This is a genomic window from Candidatus Mycobacterium methanotrophicum, from assembly GCF_023515995.1.
Lineage (GTDB): Bacteria > Actinomycetota > Actinomycetes > Mycobacteriales > Mycobacteriaceae > Mycobacterium > Mycobacterium methanotrophicum.
This window is the reverse complement of sequence record NZ_CP097320.1, coordinates 1,990,303-2,011,985: the sequence shown is the minus strand read 5'-3', so window position 1 is coordinate 2,011,985 and position 21,683 is coordinate 1,990,303. Positions and strand designations below refer to the sequence as shown.

Sequence of the window (21,683 nt, the reverse complement as noted above, 5' to 3'; positions counted from 1 at the left end):
TTTGTTGTCTCTGCCGTCGTAGAAACTTTGCCGGACCACGCGTAGTTTCCCGCTGACCAGGGCGGTTGACCAGCGCGGCTATTATGCCATTACTGCTAAGATTGCAGTAAATTGAGTTCGCGGGTGCGGTGGCCGCGGCTCTGTACGGGTCATTCCGCTGCTGGAATCGTTTGACGTCCTCCACCGGCTTAAGCCGGTGGACGTCAACCCGGTCGCACCTATGCAGCAGGAGGACAGAGTTGAGGTTCACGGTTCGCAGACCGGCAAGCGCCGAAGTCTCCCCGTGCTGTCACCGCCCGTCCGGCGGCAATATTGCGTGCGGCGTTCACGTCGGCATTGCACGGCCCCGCGCCGCAGGCGACGCACTGGAAAACCGCTTGGCTCTTACGGTTTTCCGGCGCGACATGCCTGCAGGCAGAGCATCGTTGCGACGTGTAGATGGTGTCGAAGCGGCGCGCCACATCGGTGGTGGTCTTTTCCACCCAGTCACGGCGGCGATCCGTTTCCCGGGCGCGCAACCGGGCAATAGCCCGCTTCGTTCGTGCCCGCCGGTGCGATCCACGTTGCGCCCGGGCCAGACGCTGCTGCAATCGGCGCAGTCGGTTAGTTTCACCAGCACGAAGGCCAGGAACACACAGCAGCTCCCCGCTGGACAGCGCCGCCGACACGGTCAGGCCGCGATCAATACCTACCGCGCTGCCGTCACTGGGTCCCGGGACAGGTTCGGGGATGGCGGCAAAAGCGATGTGCCAGCGCCCCGATCGATCCAGTGTGGCGCGGTAGGACTTCACCGTGTCCGGGATGTCGCGGGTCCATCGGAATCGCACCCAGCCAACTTTGGGGATCCAGACTTGTCCGTGGCGGCGGCTGAGCCGCTTGAGGTGGCGTGGTTTGACGCCGACCCGCCGGAAGCCTTCGTGCGTGCCGGCCTTGCGCCACGTCGGGCGGCGGTGGGCGCCGTGGAAGAAGTTACGCATCGCTTGGGCGAAGTCCCGCAGCGCTTGCTGTTGGACGGTTTGCGATCCGGCTGCCAGCCAGTCGTATTCGGCGCGGGCCGCGGTCAACTGGGCACATTGCTCGTTGTAACCGGCCGCCTGGCGGCCCGGCTGCCAATGCGCCTGCTGCTTTACGGCCAGATTCCACACAAAACGAGCGTGCCGACACTGTTCGACCAACACTGCCGCCTGCTCAACGCTAGGAAGCAACCGAAACCTGCACACACCCGCGGCATAGACACGAGCACCGACAACACCTCGAAAGGAGGAGCGCGGCGTTTCCTCCCCGGGCTACAGCCAAGGGTCTCGACGCCGCAAGTCCGATGACTGCACTGGGAATTGGCCCCGATTCTCGACGCCGTTTGTCCGCGCCCAGGATCGCCGAGATCGTCGCCGACGAATTGCGCCGCCAGATCATCGACGGCGAATTAGCCGACGGCGCTTTGCTGCCGCGCCAGGAAGTGCTTGTCGAGCAGTTCAACGTCAGCCTGGTTTCGCTGCGGGAGGCGCTGCGGATCCTGGAGACCGAAGGACTGGTGTCGGTTCGGCGTGGCAACCGGGGCGGTGCGGTGGTGCACGCTCCGGCGAAGACCAGCGCCGCCTACATGTTGGGTCTGCTGTTGCAGAGCGAGTCGGTCGTGGTCACCGACCTGGGAACGGCGTTGCTGGAACTCGAACCCGCCTGCGCGGCGTTGGCCGCGGGGCGGCCGGACCGCGCCGACACCATCGTGCCCGAGCTCAAAGAGGGCAACGACGCGATGGCCGCGCATCTGGAGGACGGGCCCGAATTCACCGAAATTGGCCGCAAATTCCACGATCTCATCGTGCGTGGGTGCGGCAACCGGACGATCATCGCGGTCGTCGGCACCGTGGAGACGCTGTGGACGAACCATGAACAGCACTGGGCCGATGAGAGCGCGGCCAAGGGCACCTACCCATCGCTGGCCAAGCGTCGCGCTGTGCTCAATACACATGTCAAGCTGACCGAAATGATCGAAGCGGGAGACGCCGATCGGGCCCGTCGCATCGCTGCCCGGCATCTTTCCGACACCCAGAGTCACGTGCTGGCCGCAGGCCCCGACCAACGGATCTATGCGGTGTCGCCGCAGGCGCTGGGACGCCCGCGCTATAAGTCGTGAACTCCCGAACCGCGCTGGTAACAGGCGGCAGCGGCGGGATCGGTAAGGCCTGTGCGGCCAAACTGTGCGAATTGGGTTACGACGTCGTGCTGTCGGCGCGACGAGAAGGCCCGCTACGCGCGGCCGCAGAGGAAATCGGGGCGCGCTATATCGCCGCCGACGCGTCTGACGCCGTCGGCTTTGCGCAAGCGATCAGCCCAATGCAGACAGTCGATTTGGTGGTGCACGCCGCCGGAACGCTTGGCGGAACCTATGCGCGCAAGCAAACCTTCGAGCAATGGCAGTCGATCATCTCCGCCAACCTGGACTCCTGCTTTGTGGTGACCGCAGCCGTGCTGCCGCGAATGCGCGCCGGCTCGCGGCTGGTGTTCATCTCGTCCTCAGCGGCGCACCAACCAATGATGGCACGCACCGCCTACTCGGCGTCCAAGGCGGGGATGAACGCGTTCGCCCGTGCGCTGGCTCTTGAGGTCGACCGTGACGGCATCGCGGTCCATATCGTGACGCCGGGGCCGGTGGAAACCGATATGCTGCAGGATGTTCCGTTCGAGGTCGACGCGATCCAGGTTTCTGACGTCGCCGAGGCCGTGGCGTGGCTCGACACCGTGGACCCGTCGGTGGATCTGCCGGAGATCCGGCTGAACGCCGTGCGGCGTGGGCCGTTCGCGCGCGAACCCGTTATGCCGTCCGAGGCTCGCCGGCGGGCCGCACAGCAGCGATGACCGAGCCTGTTATCCCGCGAACGCTTTGATCACCGTTTCGCCGAATTCGTGCAACGAGTCTGGGGCGGCGAAATCAGCGAACCAGACGTGGAACCGCTCGACGCCCTGGGCGGCCAGGCCGGCGAAATGTCCGGACAATTCGTCGGCGTCACCGCAGACCAGGCCCGAACCGAGGTGGCCGAACCGCCGGATGCTCAGTTCGCGAGCGGTGGTGGGGTCGCTCCCCTTGCGAACGAAGCCGACCATCTGCTGAACCGATACCCGAGCAGACCCGGTGGCCGGCATCAAACTTGCCAGCCGATCGAGGTGATTGGCCGGTATGCTCCACCAATCCGCATATCTGCGAACAAGTTCCATCATCCGGCACCCGGTGCCGCCGAGGATCAGCGGTATCCGATGCTCGGGAAGCGGGAATTGTCTGCGCTCCGGCGCGCCATTCCGCGCCCAAGTGAGGTGTTCTCAGTAGTTTCCGCGTTGGAGAGTCGGTAGTACGATCGCGGCGCCGACGATTGCTCCGATTCTGGTTGGGCACCAGCGGATTCGGCGAAGACAGCGCCAGCGTTGTTTGAGTTCGGCGTTGGCGCGTTCCCCGATGGCCCGTGTCGCTGTGAGCAGCGCGTTGTAGCTCTGGTTCTCGATGTCGAGGCTGCGGCCCTTGACCGGGGTGTGCACTCCGGTACCGGTTCCTTCATAGCCCTTGTCGGCCAAGGTCCCAGATGCCGCTCGAGTTGCTCGACGCGCGCTACCGGATCGTCTTGGCCAACATCAAATCTCGTGAATTCAGCGGGCCATGAACCGGATCCGAGGCCTAACTCGAACCGGCCGTCCGACGCCTCGGACAACGTAACGGCCTGTTTGGCCAGCGCCGCCGGATGCCGGAATGCGTCGCAGCGCATCGGATGGCCGATCCGCAGCCGGTCGGTCTTCGCGGCCACCCAGGTCGCCACACCCATTGCCTCCCAGATCGTTTCGTCACTCAGGCCGGGCGCGTCGAGGTGGTCGATGAACGCCACCCCGGAAAATCCACTAGCCTCCGCCTGGCGCGAGCGCTGCACAATGTCGGCAACCGGCAGTCTGACTGCGGTAGGAACAGGTACCACTGGGCCATGGCTGACCACAATACGGAGCTGTCCAGCACGCCGCGGCAGCATTGACGTCTGTCGCGCTAGTTTACTATTTTTATTATGTTAACGGCCTTATGGATGTCGGATTGAATTCGGGTCAGCTGGCGCTGCGGTGACAGCAGGCACGACGTCCTGCGCACCGAGTGCCCTCCCGGAGTTGCCCGGCAGGCGATGACGGACCCAGCCTGGTTCGACATCACGACCGCCGGCCCGAGCCAACTTCGGCTGTCGCTGCTGACGGCCGTGCTCGGCAATCCGCGGCTCGCGATGACCGTGATCCCTCGTCGTTTCCAGAGACCACCACCGTTCTCGCCGTCCTCGTCTAAGCGCGGTAACCTCGTTCTCACGGCGCTCTCAGCGCGCAACAGAGGAGGCGGGGTGCCCCCGGACGACGAAGCCGAACCGACGACGCGCTGCCCGCTTCATCAAGACCGCGGTCGAGATCCTGGGCGAGACCGGGCGCACAGACTTCACCGTGCAAGAGGTGGTCGCCCGCTCAAAAACGTCTTTTGCGGATCGCCGCGTCGTCGCGAAACCACCGCAACACCAGCTTCGCCTGGGCGCGGGCCGTGCGGGCGTTCTACCGGCACTTCAGCAGCAAGGACGAATTGCTGATTGCCCTGCTGGAGCGGACCATGGCGCAGTCGGCGCGGGCGTGGCGCGCCGACACCGCCGGGCTGGACAGCACCGCTGCGATCAAGCTGATCATCGACCGGATCAGCGCGGAGCCGGAGTCGAGCACCCAGGACAGCCTGAATCGGGCGATGAACCTCTACAACCAGCACTTGGCCGAAACGCGGCCCCAGGACGATGCGCGGGTGCTCGTCCCGCTGCACCAGCTGATTCGCGACGTCGTGCAGCGGGGCATCACCGAAGGCGTTTTCCGGCCTAACCTCGATGCCGCGCCCGCAGCTGCGATCGTCATGCAGACCATCCTGGGTGCCCTCCGATTACATTGGCTGGGAGCCGAATTAACCGGTGCGCCAATCGATTCAGCCCACTTATTCGACTTCTGCATTCGCGCCCTTGGCGCCGACGACGACGGTCAACCGGCGCCGCCGACGCTCGGCGAGTTGTTCAGCCGGATCGGGATGCGGCCGGGCGCACACAACGGCGAGTTCGCGATGACGATGCCGGTGAGCCCGGAGGTGGTCAATACCTCCGGTGCCCTGCAGGGCGGACTGACCGCCACGCTCGTCGACGTCGCCGGTGGGCAGTTCGGGCTGGACTATCTGCGGGATGGCACCACGATGACGACGGCCGACCTCTTCATCCGCTACCTGCGACCGATCCGTCAAGGCTCGGCGTTCGCGGTGCCGCGAATGCTGCGCAACGGCGGGCGCGCGATGGTGATGCAAGTCGACGTCTACGGCGACGCGGGCGGCAGTGACGCCGGGGAGGTGCTGCTCGCGACGGCGACGGTGAACTTCGCCGTCATCAACGGGGCGACCCCGAAGCTTCCCGACTGACCCCGTGGCCGACGGACTCCAGACCGGTACAGCTTGCCGCCCAGAAGTGGTAACGCCGTTACCACCCACTGAGCCCATACTTCTGCAAGGAGATCGCCATGCCGTCTCGCGAACTTTCCTTCCCCGTGTTCGACGCCGACAACCACATGTACGATCCGCAGGAAGCGCTGACCAAGTTCTTGCCGGACAAGCGCAAGAACGTGATCGACTACGTGCAGGTAAAGACCTACCGCGAAATCCTGGGTGAGCCGATGAAGGCGATCCCCGCCTTCCGCGAGCCCGGCCCGCGGCTGGAGGTCATGGACGAACTGGGCATCGACTACGCGCTGATGTTCCCCACCCTGGCCAGCCTGGTCGAAGAGCGCATGAAGGACGACCCCGAGATGACCCATGACGTCATCCATGCGCTCAACCAGTGGATGCATGAAACCTGGACGTTCAACTACTCCGACCGCATCTTCGCCACGCCCGTGATCACCCTGCCGATCGTCGAGCGGGCGCTCGAAGAACTCGAGTGGCGCCTGGCGCGGGGCGCACGCACGGTACTAGTTCGCCCGGCGCCGGTGCCCGGCTACCGCCGCGGCCGCTCCTTCGGTTTCGAGGAGTTTGACCCGTTCTGGCAGGCCTGCATCAAAGCCGGGATCCCGGTCTCGATGCATGCCTCGGACAGCGGCTACTCCGAGTTCGCGTCTGGGAGCCCGGCGACGAATTCCTGCCGTTCAAGCCGACCGCCTTCCGCAGCTTCGCGATGGGCCATCGGCCGATCATGGACGCGATGGGTGCGCTGGTGTGCCATGGCGCGCTGTCGCGCAACCCTGAACTGCGGATCCTGTCAATTGAAAACGGTGCCGACTGGGTACCGGACCTGTTCAAGGGCCTCAAGGGCGTCTACAAGAAGATGCCGAACTCGTTCAGCGAGGGTCCGGTCGAGGCTTTCAAGCGCTGCGTCTATATCACCCCGTTCTGGGAGGACCGGTTCTACGAGATCGTCAAGATGGTGGCCACCGACCGGGTGCTGTTTGGATCCGACTGGCCGCACCCCGAGGGCCTGAAGGACCCGATCTCCTTCGTCGACGAGCTCACCGACTTCGACGAAGATGACGTCGCCAAGATCATGGGCGGCAACCTGATGAAGCTGATGAAGGTGTCCGCGCCGGCCAACGCGTAACCCGGTGAGCAGACGCAGAATCGCACGTTTTGTGCTGAAACAGTGCGACTCTGCGTCTATTCGCCAATGCGGTCAGGCTTCCAGCCTGGCCCGCACAGCGGTCAGCCGTCGCTCCAGCTCGGCCTCATCGATGAGCCCGCGTCGTACAAGCGAGTGCGCCAGCGCAACCAATCGGTTTTCCGGGTAGGGCAGACCGGAGTAGACCGTTGCCGACAGCACGTCCTCTTCGTTACGCCGGTCGACGCTGAGCAACGCTGTGCCGCCGCCGCTTTGGTCGAGTGCGTCACAGATCCCGTCGAGGCTTGTTTTCCACGGCGGCACAGGATTGTCGACGCCGTACTTTGCCGCCATGCGGACCCAGACCTGGTTCCTCTCAACAATTTTCGCCAACGCAGCGATTGGGGGACTTTCGGCCGGATCAAGTTGCCCCGAGTTGCTCACCGGTACCCTGCCTACTGCTTCGCAGGATGGATAGCCGGGCGGGTCTGAGTCACCGCGTTTGTGGTCACACCAACCTTCGGCAACGCGACACCGATCAGACAGTCGCGCGTGATGATCCCGACCAGTTTGTCCTCGGTCCAGTCATCGGTTCCCTCGGGACGCACCGGCATCACCATGAAACGGTGCTTCTGGTTCGAGTCCTCCACCCGGATTGCGACATCTTCCGGCAGGTATAGGCCGAACTCCCCGAGCACTTGGCGCGGCCAGCGCGCGATGCGACGGCGGAAGTTGGGCGTGCGGTACCACTCCGGGGAGTTGCCCAGGATCGGACGCGGATAGCAGGAGCACAGCGTGCACACAATGACGTGATGCAGGGTTGGCGTGTCTTCGAGCACATGGAACGCGGTGAAATCACTCGGTGTCCCAAAACCGGTGGGTTGCAGCCAGTCGACGCCAACCTCCTTACTGGCGGCCAGCGGATCCGCGATGACCAGTTTTTTGAACTCAGGATCAATCCAAGCCCGCGCCACCAGATGCGCGGCAGGGGTTGGGCCGATCTGTTCAGCGAACTCGGTGAAGTGGCGGTGCTCCTCAGCGGTGAAAATCCCTTTTTCGATGCATAATTCGCGCAGCGCGATCTCCAAGACTTCGAAGTCGGTGATCTCGTCGACCATCGGCGCGGCGGTGCGTTCGTGGTCGTGATCATGAGCCGTCATGCTGAGGTCCTTTCCGCTGCCGCGAGCCAGCGCTCCGGAATCTCGGTCTGCAGGGTGTCATTGCCGGGGCCGGTATAGCCGTGCCACAACTGAGAAAGGTTGAACCGCACGATGTAGAACCACTCGGGTTTCTGGTCGCGGCCATCCCAGGTCTCGTCCTCGGCGGCAGGGCTTTCATAGGAGACGACCGCGATCTCCCCCGCGGCACCACGAACATACTCTTGAGTGCGGGTGTAGAGCAGCACAGGAAGCTCTCGCACCACGACCTTGTCGCCGACTTTGAACTTCGGCTCACCGGCCTGTCCGGCAAACACTTGCGGGTCGCCCTTACCGACCGCATGCGTGTGGTGCCGGTTGCGTCTAACTGTGGACGGGTCACCTTCGAATTTGGGCTTGGCCTCCAAGGGCTTTCCTCGCAAGCCGCCCGCATACCGTGCCTCGACCTCGGTCATGCGTTCGGCCAACTCGGTCAGGCCGATGTGGTGTTTTTCGGTGAGTACACGTGCGACGGCCAACAGCCACCGCCCGTAGTAAGGCAGGCCGAGGTAGATCGTGCGGCCGATGTCGACATTGCCCATCCGGCGTCGTTCCTCGGACAACCAAATCCCACGCCAGCCGAGAACCTCACACATGACGTAGGTGTTTTCTTCCCAATGCTCGTACTGCTTATTCTCGAATTCCATCGGAGCGTCCGGCTCACCGCCGACATCGTGCGGGGTCTTGGTGTAGGCGGTGAACCGATCGTGATCAATCAGATCGGGCGTGGGTGCATCCGGGAGTTCCGGGTAGGAAGACTTAAGGCGCGCGACAAGTTCCAGACGTGCCGCTCGATCCAACGAGGTCGTCATAGAAGTTCCAATCGTTATCGGGATCTGGGCTGTGGCCGTCCTAGTGGATTGCCCAATAGCATCGCCGACGCCCCTGAATAACACTTCACTCCTCCTGCGAACACCGCGCAACCGTTGAGCCAATCCAATACAGCCATGTCCCAGTAATGTCATCGGGATGGAGCGGCGCGTCCTGGAGGCGGTCATTTATGAACGCGAACCGCCGATCGCCCGGATCATCCTCAACCGCGTCGACAAGGCCAACACCAAAGACGCAACGCTGGTGCGGGAAGTCGACGACTGCCTGCACGAGGCCGGCCGCGGCCGCGAGATCAAGGTGGTGATTCTCAAGGCCAACGGCAACGGCTTCTGCGGCGGGCACGTCGCGCGCTGGGGTCCGGATGAAAATCCGTATCCCGACTTCGGGGACACCTTCGAGGACCATACAACGGCACCGACGACCTTTTCTTGTGGCCCACCCTGTACCTGTGGGAGTTCCCGAAGCCGACGATCTCCCAGATTCACGGCTATTGCATGGGTGGTGGGATCTGATCTATCTGGGCCTGCTGACCGACTTTTGCGCGCCGCCCGTGCGGTCCCGCCGCAGCGCTTGGTCGAGTGTGGCCGCGACGGCGAGCGGATCGTTGCCGTCGACACGCAGAGCCGGCATGGCGTAGCCGGCCGCCCGGTCCGCGACGTGTTCGAGCTTCATGGTGTCGGCTGTCGGCGTCAGTTCGGCGCCGACCATCCCAGTCGAAAGCATCACTCCCTTATCGGGTTTGGCGATATGCATCAGCTGGTCGTCGGATCGCAGCGACACACCCATCGCCGCAGCGAACGCCTCCTGGCCGCGTGACGGCCAGTACACGCACATGAATTCTCCAGTGCCGATGCCTTTGGAGAGCCGGTCATCGGCCGTCTTCATCAGCACCATCAGCGCATAGATGCGCTTTTGGTTTTCCGTCGAAAACTCTGTTGTGGGAGTCACTTTGTGTAGCAGCCGATCTGCCGATAGCGCTTGGGAATTGGCGGCGTCTGCATGTTGAGCAGCTCCAGCGACGACATCTTGCCGCTGGCCCCGAGTTCGCCCAGCCGTTGGACCACCGAGTCGAAGTCGTCACAGTCAAGCTCATAGATCGCGATGAATAGGCCGTTTCCGTCGGTAGGCGCGAACCGGCGCGCGGAGACCACACCGTCCACCGAGCAGATTTCTGCCAGGTGATTGTCGTTGTACCACTTGTGGTATTCGGCGTCGCGGTCCGGCGACACCGGCATTGTCTCCAGCTAGATGATCCCTTTAGGCGTGCTTACCTCTCCAATTCGATCCGGGTGCAGTTTGACTCACGCAACCTCACGCGCCCGGCCACGGCTTGACCTTGAGAAAACCTCCGGCGTCGGCCCGGAGCTGCTGACCGGTGATGTAGCGGGCGGCGTCGGAGGCCAGAAACAGCACGGCCTCGCTGATGTCCTCGGGTTCGACGTAGGGCACGGGCATCGCCTGTACGAGCGGGAAAACCGGCTCGGCGTCTTCGCGAGTCGGGTTCTTCAGGTCGGGCCGAAATGCGCGGTACATCGGCGCACTGTGCAGCATGTCGGTGTTGACGTTCGTCGGGTGTACCGCATTCATCCGAATCGAGAACGGAGCTAGCGCCAGCGCAAAGTCGTTGACGTAGTGCGCCGCAGCTATTTTCGCGAAGGCATATCCCGCTCCCCCGGGTCCGCCGTCGATACCGGTGGTGTTCATCGACGACATGAATGCCGCGTTGGATCCGACCACAATGATCGAGGCGCCGGCCTGCAAATGTTTGAGGCTGGAATGCGCCAGATTGAGCACGCCGATCAGATCGACGTCCACGGCCGTCGGCGAATGCCTGCGGCGGCAAGCCCGCGGCCAGCGGACAGATGCCTGCGTTGGCGACCACGACGTCGAGATGACCGAACTCCGCGACGCCCCGGTCGATCGCCGCGGACAAGGCGGCACGGTCGCGGACGTCGGCCATCTCGGCGAAGGCGCGCTGGCCCTCTTTTGCGACGAGCCGGGCGGTTTCGTCAAGATCCTCGGGCCGGGCCAGCGGGTATTCGTTGGTTTCGATGTCTGAACAAAGGTCCACCGCGATGATGTTGGCCCCCTCGGCCGCAAGCAATCGGGCGTGCGAGCGGCCCTGCCCGCGCGCTGCCCCGCTGATCACCGCTACCCCGAAGAATTCCCGACCGGTCTCGCTCTTGAGATCTAATGCGATGCTTCGTTTTCCGCGGTTGCTCAGCTCGAGGATGAAGTCGGCGTCGGCGCGTGCGGCTTGCCGGGTGAACCCTTCCACGACAAGCGCCCGGCCGGGGCCTCGCACTCCCAGCCCGGTTCCGCGCGCGACGATGATGTTCGGGTTGAACGCAAGGCCGGGCCTTGCACCGCGGGGTTTTCCGTGCCGAACGGCATGAGCGTGTACGCGACGCCGCCGCGAGCCAGACGCGGACCTCGTCGACGGTCAGCCGTGCCCGCTCCAAAGCCGCCGGAAGCCAGTTGGTGAGCAGCACGTCGCGGTGACCTACAGGCGGGGATCACCCTGGCCGGGGCGTCTGCGCGGCGCTGTTTCACCGCGAACGCACCGGCGAGCCGGCCGTCGTGGATTCGTCGCTACTGGCTCAGGCGATGTGGAGCATTGCGCCGTCGATCTGTGTCGCCGACCTGTTCGGAATCGATGGCATCCCCGGAGCGCCGCCCGGGTTGGCGATGAATCCGCTGGTCAACCGCTACAAAACGAAGGACGAGCGGTGGATCCAGATGGTCTTTCTGCAGCCGGACAAATTCTGGGCCGGATTCTGCCAACGCATCGGGTTACCTGAGCTGGCCACCGACGCGCGCTTCGTACCGTCGTCGAACCTTGTCGCCAACGCCGCCGAAGCGACAGCCCTGATCGGGGCCAGGTTCGCCGAGCACGACCTGGAGCACTGGCGCCGAGCGCTGGCCGATGAGCCCGGGGTTTGGGCACCGCTGGCCACACCGCGCGAGACGCTCAACGACCCGCAGAGCAAACCCAACGGCTACCTGATCACCAATGTCGATGACCAGGGCGTCGAGTACGAAATAGTAGCCGCGCCAGTTCAGTTCGACGAGGCACCACCTGGGCCGGCCCGGGCGCCTGAACACGGCCAGCACACCGAGGAAATCCTGCTCGAACTCGGCTTCGACTGGGACGACATCGCCAAGGCCAAGGACAGCGGCGCAATCCTGTAGCCTGCCCCTCGAACGGGATCTCATGGAGGGGCTGGAGGGTGAAGTCATGACTTCGGGCGTCGAGCAGTTGGAGTTTCAAGCCGAGGCGCGACAGCTGCTGGACCTGATGGTCCACTCGGTCTACTCGGACAAGGATGCGTTTCTGCGGGAGCTGATCTCGAACGCCTCCGACGCACTGGACAAGCTGCGGATCGAAGCGTTCCGGAACAAGGACCTAGACCCAGATAACACTCTCACGTCCGATCTGCGTATCGAGATCGAGGCGGACAAGGACGCGCGCACCCTCACCGTTCGCGACAACGGCATTGGCATGACACGCGCCGAGGTCATCGATTTGATCGGCACCCTGGCCAAGTCGGGCACCGCCGAGCTGCGAGCGCAGTTGCGCGAAGCCAAGACCACCCACGTGTCCGAGGAACTGATCGGTCAGTTCGGTATCGGCTTCTACTCCACGTTCATGGTGGCCGACAAGGTCGAGCTGCTCAGTCGTAAGGCCGGCGAAAGCGAGGGCACCAAGTGGGAGTCCAGCGGCGACGGCACCTACACCATCGCCGCGGTCGAGGGTGCTCCACAGGGAACGTCGGTCACTCTGCATCTCAAGCCCGAAGACGCCGAGGACGCACTGCACGACTACACCTCGGAGTGGAAGATCAGGACGCTGGTCAAGAAGTACTCGGACTTCATCGCCTGGCCCATCCGGATGGAGGTCGAGGCAAGGACCCCGGCCTCCGAGGAGGGCGGCAAAGAGACCGTCACCGTGGAGACCCAGACCCTCAACTCGATGAAGGCGCTGTGGGCCAGGCCCAAAGATGAGGTCTCCGACGAGGAATACAAGGAGTTCTACAAGCACATCGCGCATGCCTGGGACGAGCCGCTCGAGGTGATCTCGATGAAGGCCGAGGGCACCTTTGAGTATCAGGCGCTGCTGTTCATCCCGTCGCGCGCGCCATTCGACTTATACGAACCGGGCGCGAACGTCGGTGTCCAACTCTACGTCAAGCGCGTCTTCATCATGAGCGATTGCGCCGAGCTGATGCCCCGGTATCTGCGCTTCATCAAGGGCGTCGTCGACGCACAGGATCTGTCGCTCAACGTTTCCCGCGAGGTCCTGCAACAGGATCGACAGGTCAACGCGATCCGGCGTCGGTTGACCAAGAAGGTGCTCTCGACCGTCAAGGATCTGCAGTCTGAGCGGCCGGAGGACTACCGCACATTCTGGGGCCAGTTCGGCACGGTCTTAAAAGAAGGCCTGATGCGGGACTTCGACAACCAAGAGACATTGCTGCAAATCTCCTCATTCGCCTCGACGCACAGCGACGACGAACTCACCACGCTCGCCGACTATGTGGGACGGATGAAAGACGGCCAGCATCAGATCTTCTACGCCACCGGAGAGTCACGGCAGCAGATCCTGAACTCACCGCACCTGGAAGCATTCAAGGCCAAGGGTTATGAGGTGCTGCTGCTCACCGACGCTGTCGACGAGATCTGGCTGGGATCGGTCACCGAGTTCGACGGCAAGCCACTGCAGTCGGTGGCCAAGGGCGAGGTGGACCTCGACACCGAGGATGAGAAGACCGCCCACGAGGCCGAGCGCAAGGCGCGGGAAAAGGATTTCGCCGATCTGCTGACCTGGCTGAAGGAAACCCTGAGCGAACACGTCAAGGAAGTGCGGCTCTCCACCCGGCTGACCGAGTCACCGGCCTGCCTGATCACCGACGCCTTCGGCATCACCCCGACGCTCGCCCGTATGTACCGGGCTTCGGGCCAAGACGTCCCGGTGGAGAAGCGGACGTTGGAACTCAACCCGAACCATCCGCTGATCACCGGCCTGCAGCAGGCGCACAAAGACCGCGGCGACGACCAGTCAGTTGCTGAAACTGCCGAATTGCTCTATGGCACAGCGCTTCTCGCTGAAGGCGCTACACCCGAGGATCCGGCTCGGTTCGCTGAGTTGCTGGCGCATCGGCTGGCCCGCACGGTGTAGGCGCTTTAGTTGCCGTGTCGCACCTGGCTGAACGGCACACCACGGTCGGCGGCGTACTTGCGAGGCAAGTTCAGCACGCGCTCCCCGATGACGTTGCGGGCCAGCTCGCTGGTACCACCGCCAATGAGACCGCTTGCCGGGACAAGTAGCGCAGGCCGGTCTCCAAGGCCCTCCCCGTCCGCGCCGACGACACCGGCCGTTCCGGTGATTGCCAGCCCGGTGTCCATCTCATGGGTGACGGTCTCGGCGTGGAAAAGCCTGAGCAGGGTTCCCGCGGCAGGCGGCAGGGTGCCGTCGCGGACGCCGCGGAAGACATGGTCGCCCAGTTGGTCGCTGACCGCCCGGTGCACCAATGCCCGCCCGGACATCTGCTGTACCCGCTCGTTGTCGGCCTGCCCGCTCTTACGGGCCAACGCCGCATAATTCACCGGCGTCGTTCGGCCGCCCTCGCTGCCGCTGCCTCTGGCGAATTCCGAACTCCCGCCCACGGCGCGACGCTCGTGGTAGAGCTGGCGGGAGGCGACCGTCCATCCGTCGTTCACTTCGCCGACGACGACGGCGTCGTCGCCGACGTCGACACCGTCGAGGAACTCCTCGCAGAACTCCGTCGACCCGTTCAGCTGAGTGATGCGCCGCAACGTGATCCCGGGCTGCTTGACCGGAACCAAGAACATGGTCAGGCCATCGTGCTTGGGCACATCCCAATTGGTGCGGGCCAAGCATAGCCCGTAGTCGGCGGCGAATGCGCTTGTGCTCCAAGTCTTTGCGCCGTTGATCACCCAGCGGTCACCATCGCGCTCGGCGCGGGATATCACGCCGGCCAGATCCGATCCGCCGCTGGGCTCGGACAACAGCTGAACCAGCACCTCTTCCCGCCGCAATGCTGCGGCGATGTGCTGCCGCTTCTGTTCTTCACTACCCGTGTCGAGCGGCGTCGCACAGCAGATGGTGAACGTCGGCGTGTTGAGGATCAGCGGCATCTCATAGCTGAAGCTCTCCTCGTCGAAAGCCCGCTGGTATTCGTAGTCCAGGCCCAGCCCGCCGCAGTCGCGAGGAAAGCAGATTCCGGCGAATCCGCCTTCATACAACCGCTTTTGCAGTTCGCGAGCCCGCTGCCAACAGCGTTCCTCGTCCCTATGGGTGGCCGGCGGATGAGCAGGGTCGATCGGCGCCATGTTGTCAGCCAGCCAGGCTCTCGCCCGGGCTCGGAACTCATCGATGGTTTCGACGCCGCTTGATGCCGCGTTGTCGGTCCGCGAAGCCTTCGTCATCACGCAGACCTCGTGTCTCGGTTTTGCGCTTCCTGCCATTGGTACACCCGCAGGTTGTGCTCTTCGGGCATGCCGAACATGGACCGGTAGAGGACAACTCGCCGCAAGTACACGTGCAGATCGTGTTCCCAGGTGACGCCTATTCCACCATCCATCTGCACACAGCCTTGGACGATTTCCGGTGACACTTCTCCGACATATGACTTGGCGACACTGGCCGACAGAGCTGCGTCGGGCGAACGGGCGGATATGGCGGCCAGATCCCGTTGCCGGCCGCATTGATCTGTACCGCCAGCTCCGGCAGGTGCCGATGCCTGACCTCACCGTGCTCGTTGACGTAGCGCGACCAGATCCCCACGCCGGTATACGTCTGAGGTGGGCTGTCGAAGTCGAATCCCTCAACGCGCCGGCCGGGAAACATCAGCGACAAGAAGGGATGCACGAAATTCTGCAGCAGGAATGAGAACCACGCGCCCACCTCGATGTGCGGGTGGTCACCGGCCAGCCGGCGCAACCTGGTGGACAGTTCAGCCTGGTTGGTACTGGTGTAGGTCAGGACCAGGACGCGTTCACACGGATCAGCTTCTTTGCAGGAGTCCATCAGCCTCTGGGTTTTGCGGGATCCGGCGACGGCCAGTGTGAGCCGGTTACTGGGCTGAGTTATCAACGAAGACAATTGCTTCCGTAATGTAGCTCGGCGCATTGAGCGTGATGTCGCTCTTCCAGCATCCGCAGTGCCCCCCCGGTCTTATTGTTGCCCATCCAGGTCGCCAGAAACCGCTCTGGCGGTGATCTCCAGCACCGCGCGCACCGTATCTTCGTCATTGGCGTGCACGATCTCGGGCTCTAACGAGTTGCCCTGACCGGCCGCTCCGATGAAGACTCCGTGGTCGTCGTCGAGGTAGGCGGCCAGGCCCGCGAGCGTCTCGGCCGGATCGTGGCCGTCGTTGTCGCGCAGTACCGCGCAGCGCGTCCCGAGTGCCTGCACCAGCTGCAGGCAGTGCTTCAACGACAGCGCACGCATGCTGATCACGTCGATGCCGTCATCGATGGGGCTTCGACCGTCATGGGTATCCATGTAGAAGGGTTCGACGACAATCTCATCCGACGGCCCCTCCGCCAGGATCAGCCGCCCGGCCAAGCTATTCGCAGTGTGTCGTATCCGGGCAGCTTCTTGAAGTAGGCCACCGTGTCCTGCGGCAGTCCGGCCAGCGCGGTGATGCCTCGTGCTCCCACCAATTGCAGCCCATCGACACCGATCCGGTTGAGGACATAGGAGCTGTGTGCCGTGATGAATAATTGCTCGTCGCGGCTGGCGAGATCGGCGACGCGGGCCAGCAGTCTCCTCAGATTCGTGTGGGAGAGATGGTTTTCGGGCTCTTCGATCATCACCACCTACGCTGCGGAGGTTGTCCGGCCAAGTTCTCGTTCACCGCCTGCAGGGTGCGGGGAGGCCAGTGTGTCGCGGTTGGCCCGCACAGCCAGAGATAGCTTCGCTTTATCCGGCGCATCGAGGTGATCGTTGAGGATCTGTTTGAGATGGACGTCCATGCCGCTGTTGGATCTGGTGCGCGAATCGATCACCGCAGTCGTCAGCTCTTTGGGACGCGCGGTGAGAACCTTGTTGGAAAACGTGCGCCAGTCAACCCGGTAGTACTCCACAGGCAGCGACGCCGGTCCATACTGATCTTGCCCCAGCTCGGACAGATAGGCCTCGATCTCATCACCGTAATCGGGGTCTGGCTCCACCCGCAGACGGATACCCGCACACGCCCTAGGTGGCTGGTGTTTTTCGCGTGGCGTTGACCGGGTAACTGGGCGCGGTCAGCGAGAATGGTTGGGTGAGTTTGGGTTTGACGCCGAAGCAGGCGGATTTGTGGCGGACGACGGTGGACTTCTGCGAGGGCCGGGTGGCGCCGGACTCGATTTACGGCGTGCTGCATCGGGAGTGCTTGAGCTTGTTCGGCGATGAGATGTTCGCTGACATGTTCACTGATGTGGGCCGGCGCAGTGTGCCGCCGACGATTGTGGCGGTGGTGATGGTGCTGCAGCGCATCGAGGGCCTCTCGGATCGGGAGGCGGTGCAGCGGTTCGCCTTCGACGCGCGCTGGAAGTATGCCGCCGGCGGGCTGGACTTCGATTATCCGGGGTTTGTGCACACGGTGCTGGTGGACATGCGCGCCCGGCTGGCCCGCTCGGATCGGCCGGACCGGATCTTCGAGGTGACGTTGCAGGCCGCCAAGGCCGCCGGGCTGGCCGGACGCAAGCGGGCGCTGGATTCGACCCCGCTGTATGACGCGGTGGCCACGATGGACACGGTCACGCTGATCCGCTCGGCGATCCGGGGGCTGTTGGCGGTGGCCGGCGCGGAGCTGCGCGCGCGGCTGCGCGCGCGGCTGTCCCGCGACGACGATTACGCGCGGGCGGGAAAACCGGTGTGTGACTACGACGATGCGGAGGCGCGCGAGGAGCTGGTGGACGCGCTGGCCCGCCACGGGCACAAGACCTCCGCGCGGGGTTTCGACGGATACAAGGGCCACATCGCGATCGACCCCGGCGCCGAGATCATCACCGCCGCCGAAGTCACCGCGGGCAGCGCCGGCGACGCCGAACCCGCCACCGACCTGCTGGCCGGCGACCTGCCCGCCCCGCCAACCGGCGACACCAACACCGCCGACGGCGATTGCGTTGATTCCCAGGACGACTCAAGCCTCGGTAGAAGTGCTGGCACGACGACCGCGGCCGGCGCGGCCGGACACGCTCACGGCGACGGTGACGGTGACGGGAGCGCCCCCAGCGTGCGCGGCGCCCAAGACCAGCCCGGGCCGGCGGTCTACGGCGACGCCGCCTACGGTGCGGGCAAGCTGCTGGCCGTGCTGGAAACCGCGGGCGCCGACATCGTCGCCAAGGTGCAGCCACCGACCGCGCCGGGCGGCCGCTACGCCAAGGACCGCTTCGCCATCGACCTGGCCGCGGGCACGGTCACCTGCCCGGGCGCGGTGGCCGTGCCGATCCGCCCGGCCACCGCCGGTGGCGGGACCGCGGTGTTCGGCCCGGCTTGCGCCTCCTGCCCACTGGCGGCCCAGTGCACCAGCTCGACCGCCGGGCGCACCATCGCGATCAGCCGCTACGAGGCCGAACTCACCCGCGCCCGCACCGCCCAAGCAGATCCGGCCTGGGTCGCCAACTACAAGGCCACCCGCCCGAAAGTGGAACGCAAGATCGGCCACCTGATGCGCCGCCGCCACGGCGGCCGCCGTGCGCGCATGCGCGGCACCACCAAGGCCGCCGCCGACTTCTCCCTACTGGCCGCCGCGATCAACCTCGCACGCCTGGGTGTGCTCGGAATACACCGGGAAGGCGCAAACTGGGCCGCAGCCGCGACCTGAGGCCGGCGGCGATGCCAACCGGCCCACCAGGACCGCCTCTAGACCGGCCAAGCAACGGAATCACCAATCCCGACAACCGAATTCACCCGAGCTAGGCCACTCACGATCACGCGAGCACTACCCGATAGCCCGACCGGTCAACCAGCGCCCCCACAATGGCCGTTCGACACCAACCACCTAGACGGGCAGCTCGGAGTTGTTGGCACCGAACAGATTGCGCTGGAATTCGTCGCGGTCGTAGAGAAACACCTCGATCTCGATCGCCGGTGGCACCGGTGTCTCACCTGCGGACCGCGCGGTGAAGAACTCCTTGACCATCTGGGCGTTGAACCAGAACGGGTTCACCTCGTCGCTCGCTGTGCGCCCGTTGATGCGCCCCGTCAAAGCCAACGTGATCGCCTCGAGCAGTGTCGACTTCCCCGCATCGTTGTCGCCGACAAGGATGTTGAGCCGCTGGTACGGCGCGAAAGTCAGTTCACGAAATTTGCGGTACCCCTGAATGCGGACCCGCTCGATCACCGATCGCTCCCACCGTTTTGGTCACCGCGCCACGACATCCGGCCGAGGTGTCATCGCCACGCCGCCAAGCGACGGCACCCTCCATCGAGTATGGAGGTCACCGCCGACAGGACCCGCAGGCGCGCGGCGCCTCCGTGTTTCACCAAAAGCTGCGCCAACAGCGCCCGTAGACCACCCTGCGGGTCCGGCGTTGCGCCTCGACGATGCGCGGGCCTGCCCCTCACGTCGATCCGACGTACGGCGCGCCGGTACCGACTGGTGTTTGCAGATCGGCGGCCCGAAGCTCTCGCGCTGCGATGCGTATGGCCAGCGCGGTGGGCGGTGGCCACACAGTGATAGCCGAGCAGCTGACACCGTTCGTGCCAACGGGGTGTCACATCCCGGGCTGTTCGGCCGGCGCCTCGCGGTGTGCAGCCCAGGCGTCCGCCGCCACCGCTGAGGGCACGCGACCCAGCAACGCTTCGACGGTGTCGAGCTCGTAGGCCTTCCTCAATGCCAGCACCGTCTTGAGGGTGGGATTGGGCAACTGCTGCTTCTCCAACCGCGCCAGGGCGTTGCGGGTAATGCCGGCTAGTCCGCAGCCCGCTCCTGGCTGAGACCCGCCGCATCGCGGTGATCGCGCAGCACCTGTCCTACATGAACAGTTAAGTGGTCACTAGTGACCAATCGAAGTGCTGGTTTTTTGCGGACCATCCGGCATGCCTATCTGGATTAGACGAGGGGAAATCCGATGATAGCGCCGATGACCACGCGACGTGATGCCCATTCAGATGTGCACAGTCAAGTATGCACACTTCAGTGCGTGTCGCGGCGCTCAGCAGGCCGCGATGAACGGTCCAGGCGGTGCTCATGACTTCGGGTGGTCGGCGGCCTGTGGCGGACGGATCGGTTCGTGTGGCGGCCACCCGGGGATTGGCCAGCCAGCAATGCTGGCGCCGCTGGTAACGGCAGTGCCGGCACCGGCGGTGATGGCGGGGCCGGTGGGAATTCCGACCCGCACCTTTTCAAGGGTGGTGACGGCGGTCATGGCGGTGACGGCGGTCATGGCGGTGACGGCGCCGCCGTCAACGGCGCGGCCGGCAAGGGCGGTGTTCGCGGAGACGGTGGCGCCGGCGGCACTGGCTTGACCGCTGGCGCCACCGGGACGCCCGGATTGCCCGGAATTGCTGGTGTCGATGGCAAACCCGGCGGCAGTTAAGATCTACTCGATTTTTCAGGCGGGTGAGTCTTTGGGTTGCGTTGTGGGGGCGAGCGTGAATTCGATTCGCCGTGGAAGTTGTAGCCACACAACGCCAACCGTGAAAGCCGGGTTCAGGAGGCCCTTACTTTCCGATTTTCCGGCTGGCGTTGAGCCGTTTACCCTTTCCAAACTCATCCGGCGTTAGCAGACGACCAAAAGCGCTGATCAGCGGCACTTGGCTGCGCAGATAGATCTTTTCGTTCTCCCGCCACGTCGGCAAGTACCGGTACCACGGCACCCACGGGTGCAGGTGATGCACCAGGTGGTAGTTCTGCGACAGCAGCAGCGGAGTCAACAGCCACTCCATGCCGGCGCGGGCCCAGGTCGTGCGGTAACGGTTGGTATCCGGGGTGTCGCGCAGCCTATGATGTGGCAACCAGTCAAACGCCCACGCCAGCACGAAGATGGCGACGCGCTGCGGGATGACGACCACCACCGCCAGCATCCACAAGTTCCCGGACACACCCGCACCGGCCACCACCGCCGCGCACAGGCTGAACATCACCGCCGTCTCGGCCAGTTCGCGCGCTGGCCGGCTCGGCAAGCGACGGGTGTAATACATCACATAGAAAGCATCGACCAGCGCCCAGCGAAACGGCAGCTGCCACCACTTGACGTGCGTCGCGGACGCATCTGGATCCATCGTGCGGTCGTTGGTGTAGCGGTGATGCGCCATATGGATAGACGCCAACGACGGAAAAGAAGACATCGGTGAGACGAACACCCATGCCAGCCGGCCAAACAGCGCGTTCACCCAACCCGCGGTGCTTATCGAATGATGAACCGCCTCATGCACCACGGTGAACATCACATAGCTCACACCAGCGTTGGCGGCGATCGTGACCCACACCGGCGCCCACCCAGCCACCACCGCCATCGTCGAAACAGCGAACACAACCAGGCCGCTGAAATAGATCCCAACAGTGGGAAACGCAAACAACGGCCGCATCGTACGCGGACGGGGGATACGGCTGCAAGTAGCCGGCTCGTCGTCCTCGCTCACCGCCACCCCTTCACCCCACCGTCTGCCCCCGCCTTGTTTGAAGCCGTGGCCCGCCTGCTGCACCTCTGTGCCGCCGAACGTGTGCTTGCTCATGGTGTCGGCGATGTCGCGATCGGACCGGTCATACCCTCGCGCCGCGGTGGACACGTTCTGGGCGTGTTCGGCTACCTCGTGCTTGATGGCGGCCAGCGCGGCGTCGGTTTTGGCGGCTTGGGCCGCGATGGCTTGGCTGACCGGATCGCTTCCGGTCAGCGCGGGCGACGCCGACAGTGTGGGTATCGGCTCGGCCAGGCTGGCGGTGTCGACCTGCAACGGCTCACCCACGACCTTCTCCTTCCTGGTTGGGCACACGATTTAGGGCCGGAATTTACACTCGGCCGGTGGCCTGTCATTTGCCATGAGGATGGGGCCACCGGTTGGCCAGCAACTATAGACCACCTG

General features: G+C 64.3%; 19 protein-coding genes and 10 pseudogenes. 9 read left to right on the top strand and 20 right to left on the bottom strand.

Translation table 11 applies throughout. The annotated features are described in order from the left end of the window. Positions 1-218: 218 nt before the first annotated feature. Positions 219-1,178 (bottom strand): RNA-guided endonuclease InsQ/TnpB family protein, encoded by a 960-nt coding sequence (locus tag M5I08_RS10730; RefSeq protein WP_249763251.1) that lies wholly within the window; start codon positions 1,176-1,178, stop codon positions 219-221. Positions 1,179-1,318: 140 nt separating this feature from the next. Between M5I08_RS10730 and M5I08_RS10725 the strand changes: the two genes are divergently transcribed. Continuing rightward, positions 1,319-2,134, top strand: a complete 816-nt coding sequence (locus tag M5I08_RS10725) for a FadR/GntR family transcriptional regulator (protein ID WP_219066602.1) — start codon at positions 1,319-1,321, stop codon at positions 2,132-2,134. Next, the gene (locus tag M5I08_RS10720; RefSeq protein WP_219066601.1) at positions 2,131-2,856 is read left to right on the top strand and encodes an SDR family oxidoreductase; all 726 of its coding nucleotides are present in this window, start codon (positions 2,131-2,133) and stop codon (positions 2,854-2,856) included. Before M5I08_RS10725 ends, M5I08_RS10720 begins: the two co-directional genes overlap by 4 nt. Positions 2,857-2,865: 9 nt before the next feature. Here the strand turns inward: M5I08_RS10720 and M5I08_RS26745 are convergent, their stop codons facing one another. The 4 genes and pseudogenes from M5I08_RS26745 to M5I08_RS10705 all read right to left on the bottom strand — a co-directional run. Next, complete coding sequence (locus tag M5I08_RS26745) at positions 2,866-3,102, bottom strand: hypothetical protein (protein ID WP_370328606.1); 237 nt, start codon at positions 3,100-3,102, stop codon at positions 2,866-2,868. Positions 3,103-3,111: 9 nt separating this feature from the next. Then, positions 3,112-3,258, bottom strand: a pseudogene (locus M5I08_RS26740) (LLM class flavin-dependent oxidoreductase); the annotation flags it as partial. Positions 3,259-3,315: 57 nt separating this feature from the next. Beyond that, on the bottom strand, positions 3,316-3,564 hold the full coding sequence (locus tag M5I08_RS10710) for a transposase family protein (RefSeq protein ID WP_219066600.1): 249 nt from the start codon (positions 3,562-3,564) through the stop codon (positions 3,316-3,318). Positions 3,565-3,569: 5 nt separating this feature from the next. After that, positions 3,570-3,964, bottom strand: a pseudogene (locus M5I08_RS10705) (LLM class flavin-dependent oxidoreductase); the annotation flags it as partial. A 394-nt stretch (positions 3,965-4,358) separates the two neighbouring features. On the opposite strand from M5I08_RS10705, the pseudogene M5I08_RS10700 reads away from it, so the two are divergent. Both M5I08_RS10700 and M5I08_RS10695 read left to right on the top strand, forming a co-directional pair. After that, positions 4,359-5,449 (top strand): annotated as a pseudogene (locus M5I08_RS10700) (hotdog fold thioesterase). Positions 5,450-5,547: 98 nt separating this feature from the next. Continuing rightward, positions 5,548-6,617: pseudogene (locus tag M5I08_RS10695) on the top strand (amidohydrolase family protein). 72 nt (positions 6,618-6,689) lie between these two features. On the opposite strand, the gene M5I08_RS10690 reads toward M5I08_RS10695, so the two are convergent. The 3 genes from M5I08_RS10690 to M5I08_RS10680 form a co-directional block, all read right to left on the bottom strand. Continuing rightward, positions 6,690-6,968: a thiocyanate hydrolase gene (locus tag M5I08_RS10690; RefSeq protein WP_249763341.1), complete on the bottom strand. Its 279-nt coding sequence runs from the start codon at positions 6,966-6,968 to the stop codon at positions 6,690-6,692. Between the two features lie 101 nt (positions 6,969-7,069). Then, positions 7,070-7,774 (bottom strand): thiocyanate hydrolase subunit gamma, encoded by a 705-nt coding sequence (gene scnC / locus M5I08_RS10685; protein ID WP_219066598.1) that lies wholly within the window; start codon positions 7,772-7,774, stop codon positions 7,070-7,072. Continuing rightward, positions 7,771-8,622 carry an SH3-like domain-containing protein gene (locus M5I08_RS10680; protein ID WP_219066597.1) on the bottom strand — a complete coding sequence of 284 codons (852 nt, stop codon included), beginning with the start codon at positions 8,620-8,622 and terminating at the stop codon, positions 7,771-7,773. Before M5I08_RS10680 ends, scnC begins: the two co-directional genes overlap by 4 nt. A gap of 157 nt (positions 8,623-8,779) precedes the next feature. Here M5I08_RS10680 and M5I08_RS10675 point away from each other — a divergent pair. After that, positions 8,780-9,182, top strand: a pseudogene (locus M5I08_RS10675) (enoyl-CoA hydratase/isomerase family protein); the annotation flags it as partial. Between the two features lie 5 nt (positions 9,183-9,187). Here M5I08_RS10675 and M5I08_RS10670 read toward each other — a convergent pair. From M5I08_RS10670 to M5I08_RS26735, 4 genes and pseudogenes are all read right to left on the bottom strand, one after another. After that, positions 9,188-9,589: pseudogene (locus M5I08_RS10670) on the bottom strand (thiamine pyrophosphate-dependent enzyme); the annotation flags it as partial. After that, complete coding sequence (locus M5I08_RS10665) at positions 9,586-9,876, bottom strand: hypothetical protein (protein WP_219066596.1); 291 nt, start codon at positions 9,874-9,876, stop codon at positions 9,586-9,588. The pseudogene M5I08_RS10670 and the gene M5I08_RS10665, both read right to left, overlap by 4 nt. 76 nt (positions 9,877-9,952) lie before the next feature. Continuing rightward, a pseudogene (locus M5I08_RS10660) lies at positions 9,953-10,790 on the bottom strand (mycofactocin-coupled SDR family oxidoreductase). Positions 10,791-10,796: 6 nt separating this feature from the next. After that, a pseudogene (locus M5I08_RS26735) lies at positions 10,797-10,940 on the bottom strand (CoA transferase); the annotation flags it as partial. 198 nt (positions 10,941-11,138) lie between these two features. On the opposite strand from M5I08_RS26735, the pseudogene M5I08_RS10655 reads away from it, so the two are divergent. Together M5I08_RS10655 and htpG are read left to right on the top strand one after the other, a co-directional pair. Beyond that, positions 11,139-11,833, top strand: a pseudogene (locus M5I08_RS10655) (CoA transferase); the annotation flags it as partial. Between the two features lie 46 nt (positions 11,834-11,879). After that, positions 11,880-13,820 (top strand): molecular chaperone HtpG, encoded by a 1,941-nt coding sequence (gene htpG / locus M5I08_RS10650; RefSeq protein WP_219066595.1) that lies wholly within the window; start codon positions 11,880-11,882, stop codon positions 13,818-13,820. 5 nt (positions 13,821-13,825) lie between these two features. Here the strand turns inward: htpG and M5I08_RS10645 are convergent, their stop codons facing one another. The 5 genes and pseudogenes from M5I08_RS10645 to M5I08_RS10625 form a co-directional block, all read right to left on the bottom strand. Next, positions 13,826-15,091, bottom strand: a complete 1,266-nt coding sequence (locus M5I08_RS10645) for an acyl-CoA dehydrogenase family protein (RefSeq protein WP_249763250.1) — start codon at positions 15,089-15,091, stop codon at positions 13,826-13,828. Continuing rightward, a pseudogene (locus tag M5I08_RS10640) lies at positions 15,091-15,351 on the bottom strand (acyl-CoA dehydrogenase family protein); the annotation flags it as partial. The pseudogene M5I08_RS10640 and the gene M5I08_RS10645, both read right to left, overlap by 1 nt. Positions 15,352-15,839: 488 nt before the next feature. Next, positions 15,840-16,232 carry an ATP-dependent endonuclease gene (locus M5I08_RS10635; RefSeq protein WP_219066594.1) on the bottom strand — a complete coding sequence of 131 codons (393 nt, stop codon included), beginning with the start codon at positions 16,230-16,232 and terminating at the stop codon, positions 15,840-15,842. After that, positions 16,217-16,480, bottom strand: coding sequence for an AAA family ATPase (locus M5I08_RS10630; RefSeq protein WP_219066593.1), 264 nt, complete (start codon positions 16,478-16,480; stop codon positions 16,217-16,219). The genes M5I08_RS10635 and M5I08_RS10630 overlap by 16 nt, the downstream gene beginning before the upstream one ends. A gap of 6 nt (positions 16,481-16,486) precedes the next feature. Beyond that, positions 16,487-16,840 carry a hypothetical protein gene (locus M5I08_RS10625; protein WP_219066592.1) on the bottom strand — a complete coding sequence of 118 codons (354 nt, stop codon included), beginning with the start codon at positions 16,838-16,840 and terminating at the stop codon, positions 16,487-16,489. 92 nt (positions 16,841-16,932) lie between these two features. Here M5I08_RS10625 and M5I08_RS10620 point away from each other — a divergent pair, with 92 nt between their 5' ends. After that, positions 16,933-18,480: a transposase gene (locus M5I08_RS10620; protein ID WP_249763249.1), complete on the top strand. Its 1,548-nt coding sequence runs from the start codon at positions 16,933-16,935 to the stop codon at positions 18,478-18,480. A gap of 177 nt (positions 18,481-18,657) precedes the next feature. Here the strand turns inward: M5I08_RS10620 and M5I08_RS10615 are convergent, their stop codons facing one another. Next, a complete protein-coding gene (locus M5I08_RS10615; protein WP_219070912.1) occupies positions 18,658-18,999 on the bottom strand; it encodes an AAA family ATPase in 342 nt (113 codons plus the stop codon). A 373-nt stretch (positions 19,000-19,372) separates the two neighbouring features. Further along, entirely contained in the window at positions 19,373-19,525 is a 153-nt protein-coding gene (locus tag M5I08_RS10610) for a hypothetical protein (protein WP_219070913.1), read from the bottom strand. A 301-nt stretch (positions 19,526-19,826) separates the two neighbouring features. On the opposite strand from M5I08_RS10610, the gene M5I08_RS26325 reads away from it, so the two are divergent. Next, on the top strand, positions 19,827-20,126 hold the full coding sequence (locus M5I08_RS26325) for a hypothetical protein (protein WP_219069505.1): 300 nt from the start codon (positions 19,827-19,829) through the stop codon (positions 20,124-20,126). A gap of 195 nt (positions 20,127-20,321) precedes the next feature. Here M5I08_RS26325 and M5I08_RS10600 read toward each other — a convergent pair whose 3' ends face one another. Next, positions 20,322-21,566 carry a fatty acid desaturase gene (locus M5I08_RS10600; RefSeq protein WP_219069504.1) on the bottom strand — a complete coding sequence of 415 codons (1,245 nt, stop codon included), beginning with the start codon at positions 21,564-21,566 and terminating at the stop codon, positions 20,322-20,324. Positions 21,567-21,683 lie beyond the last annotated feature (117 nt).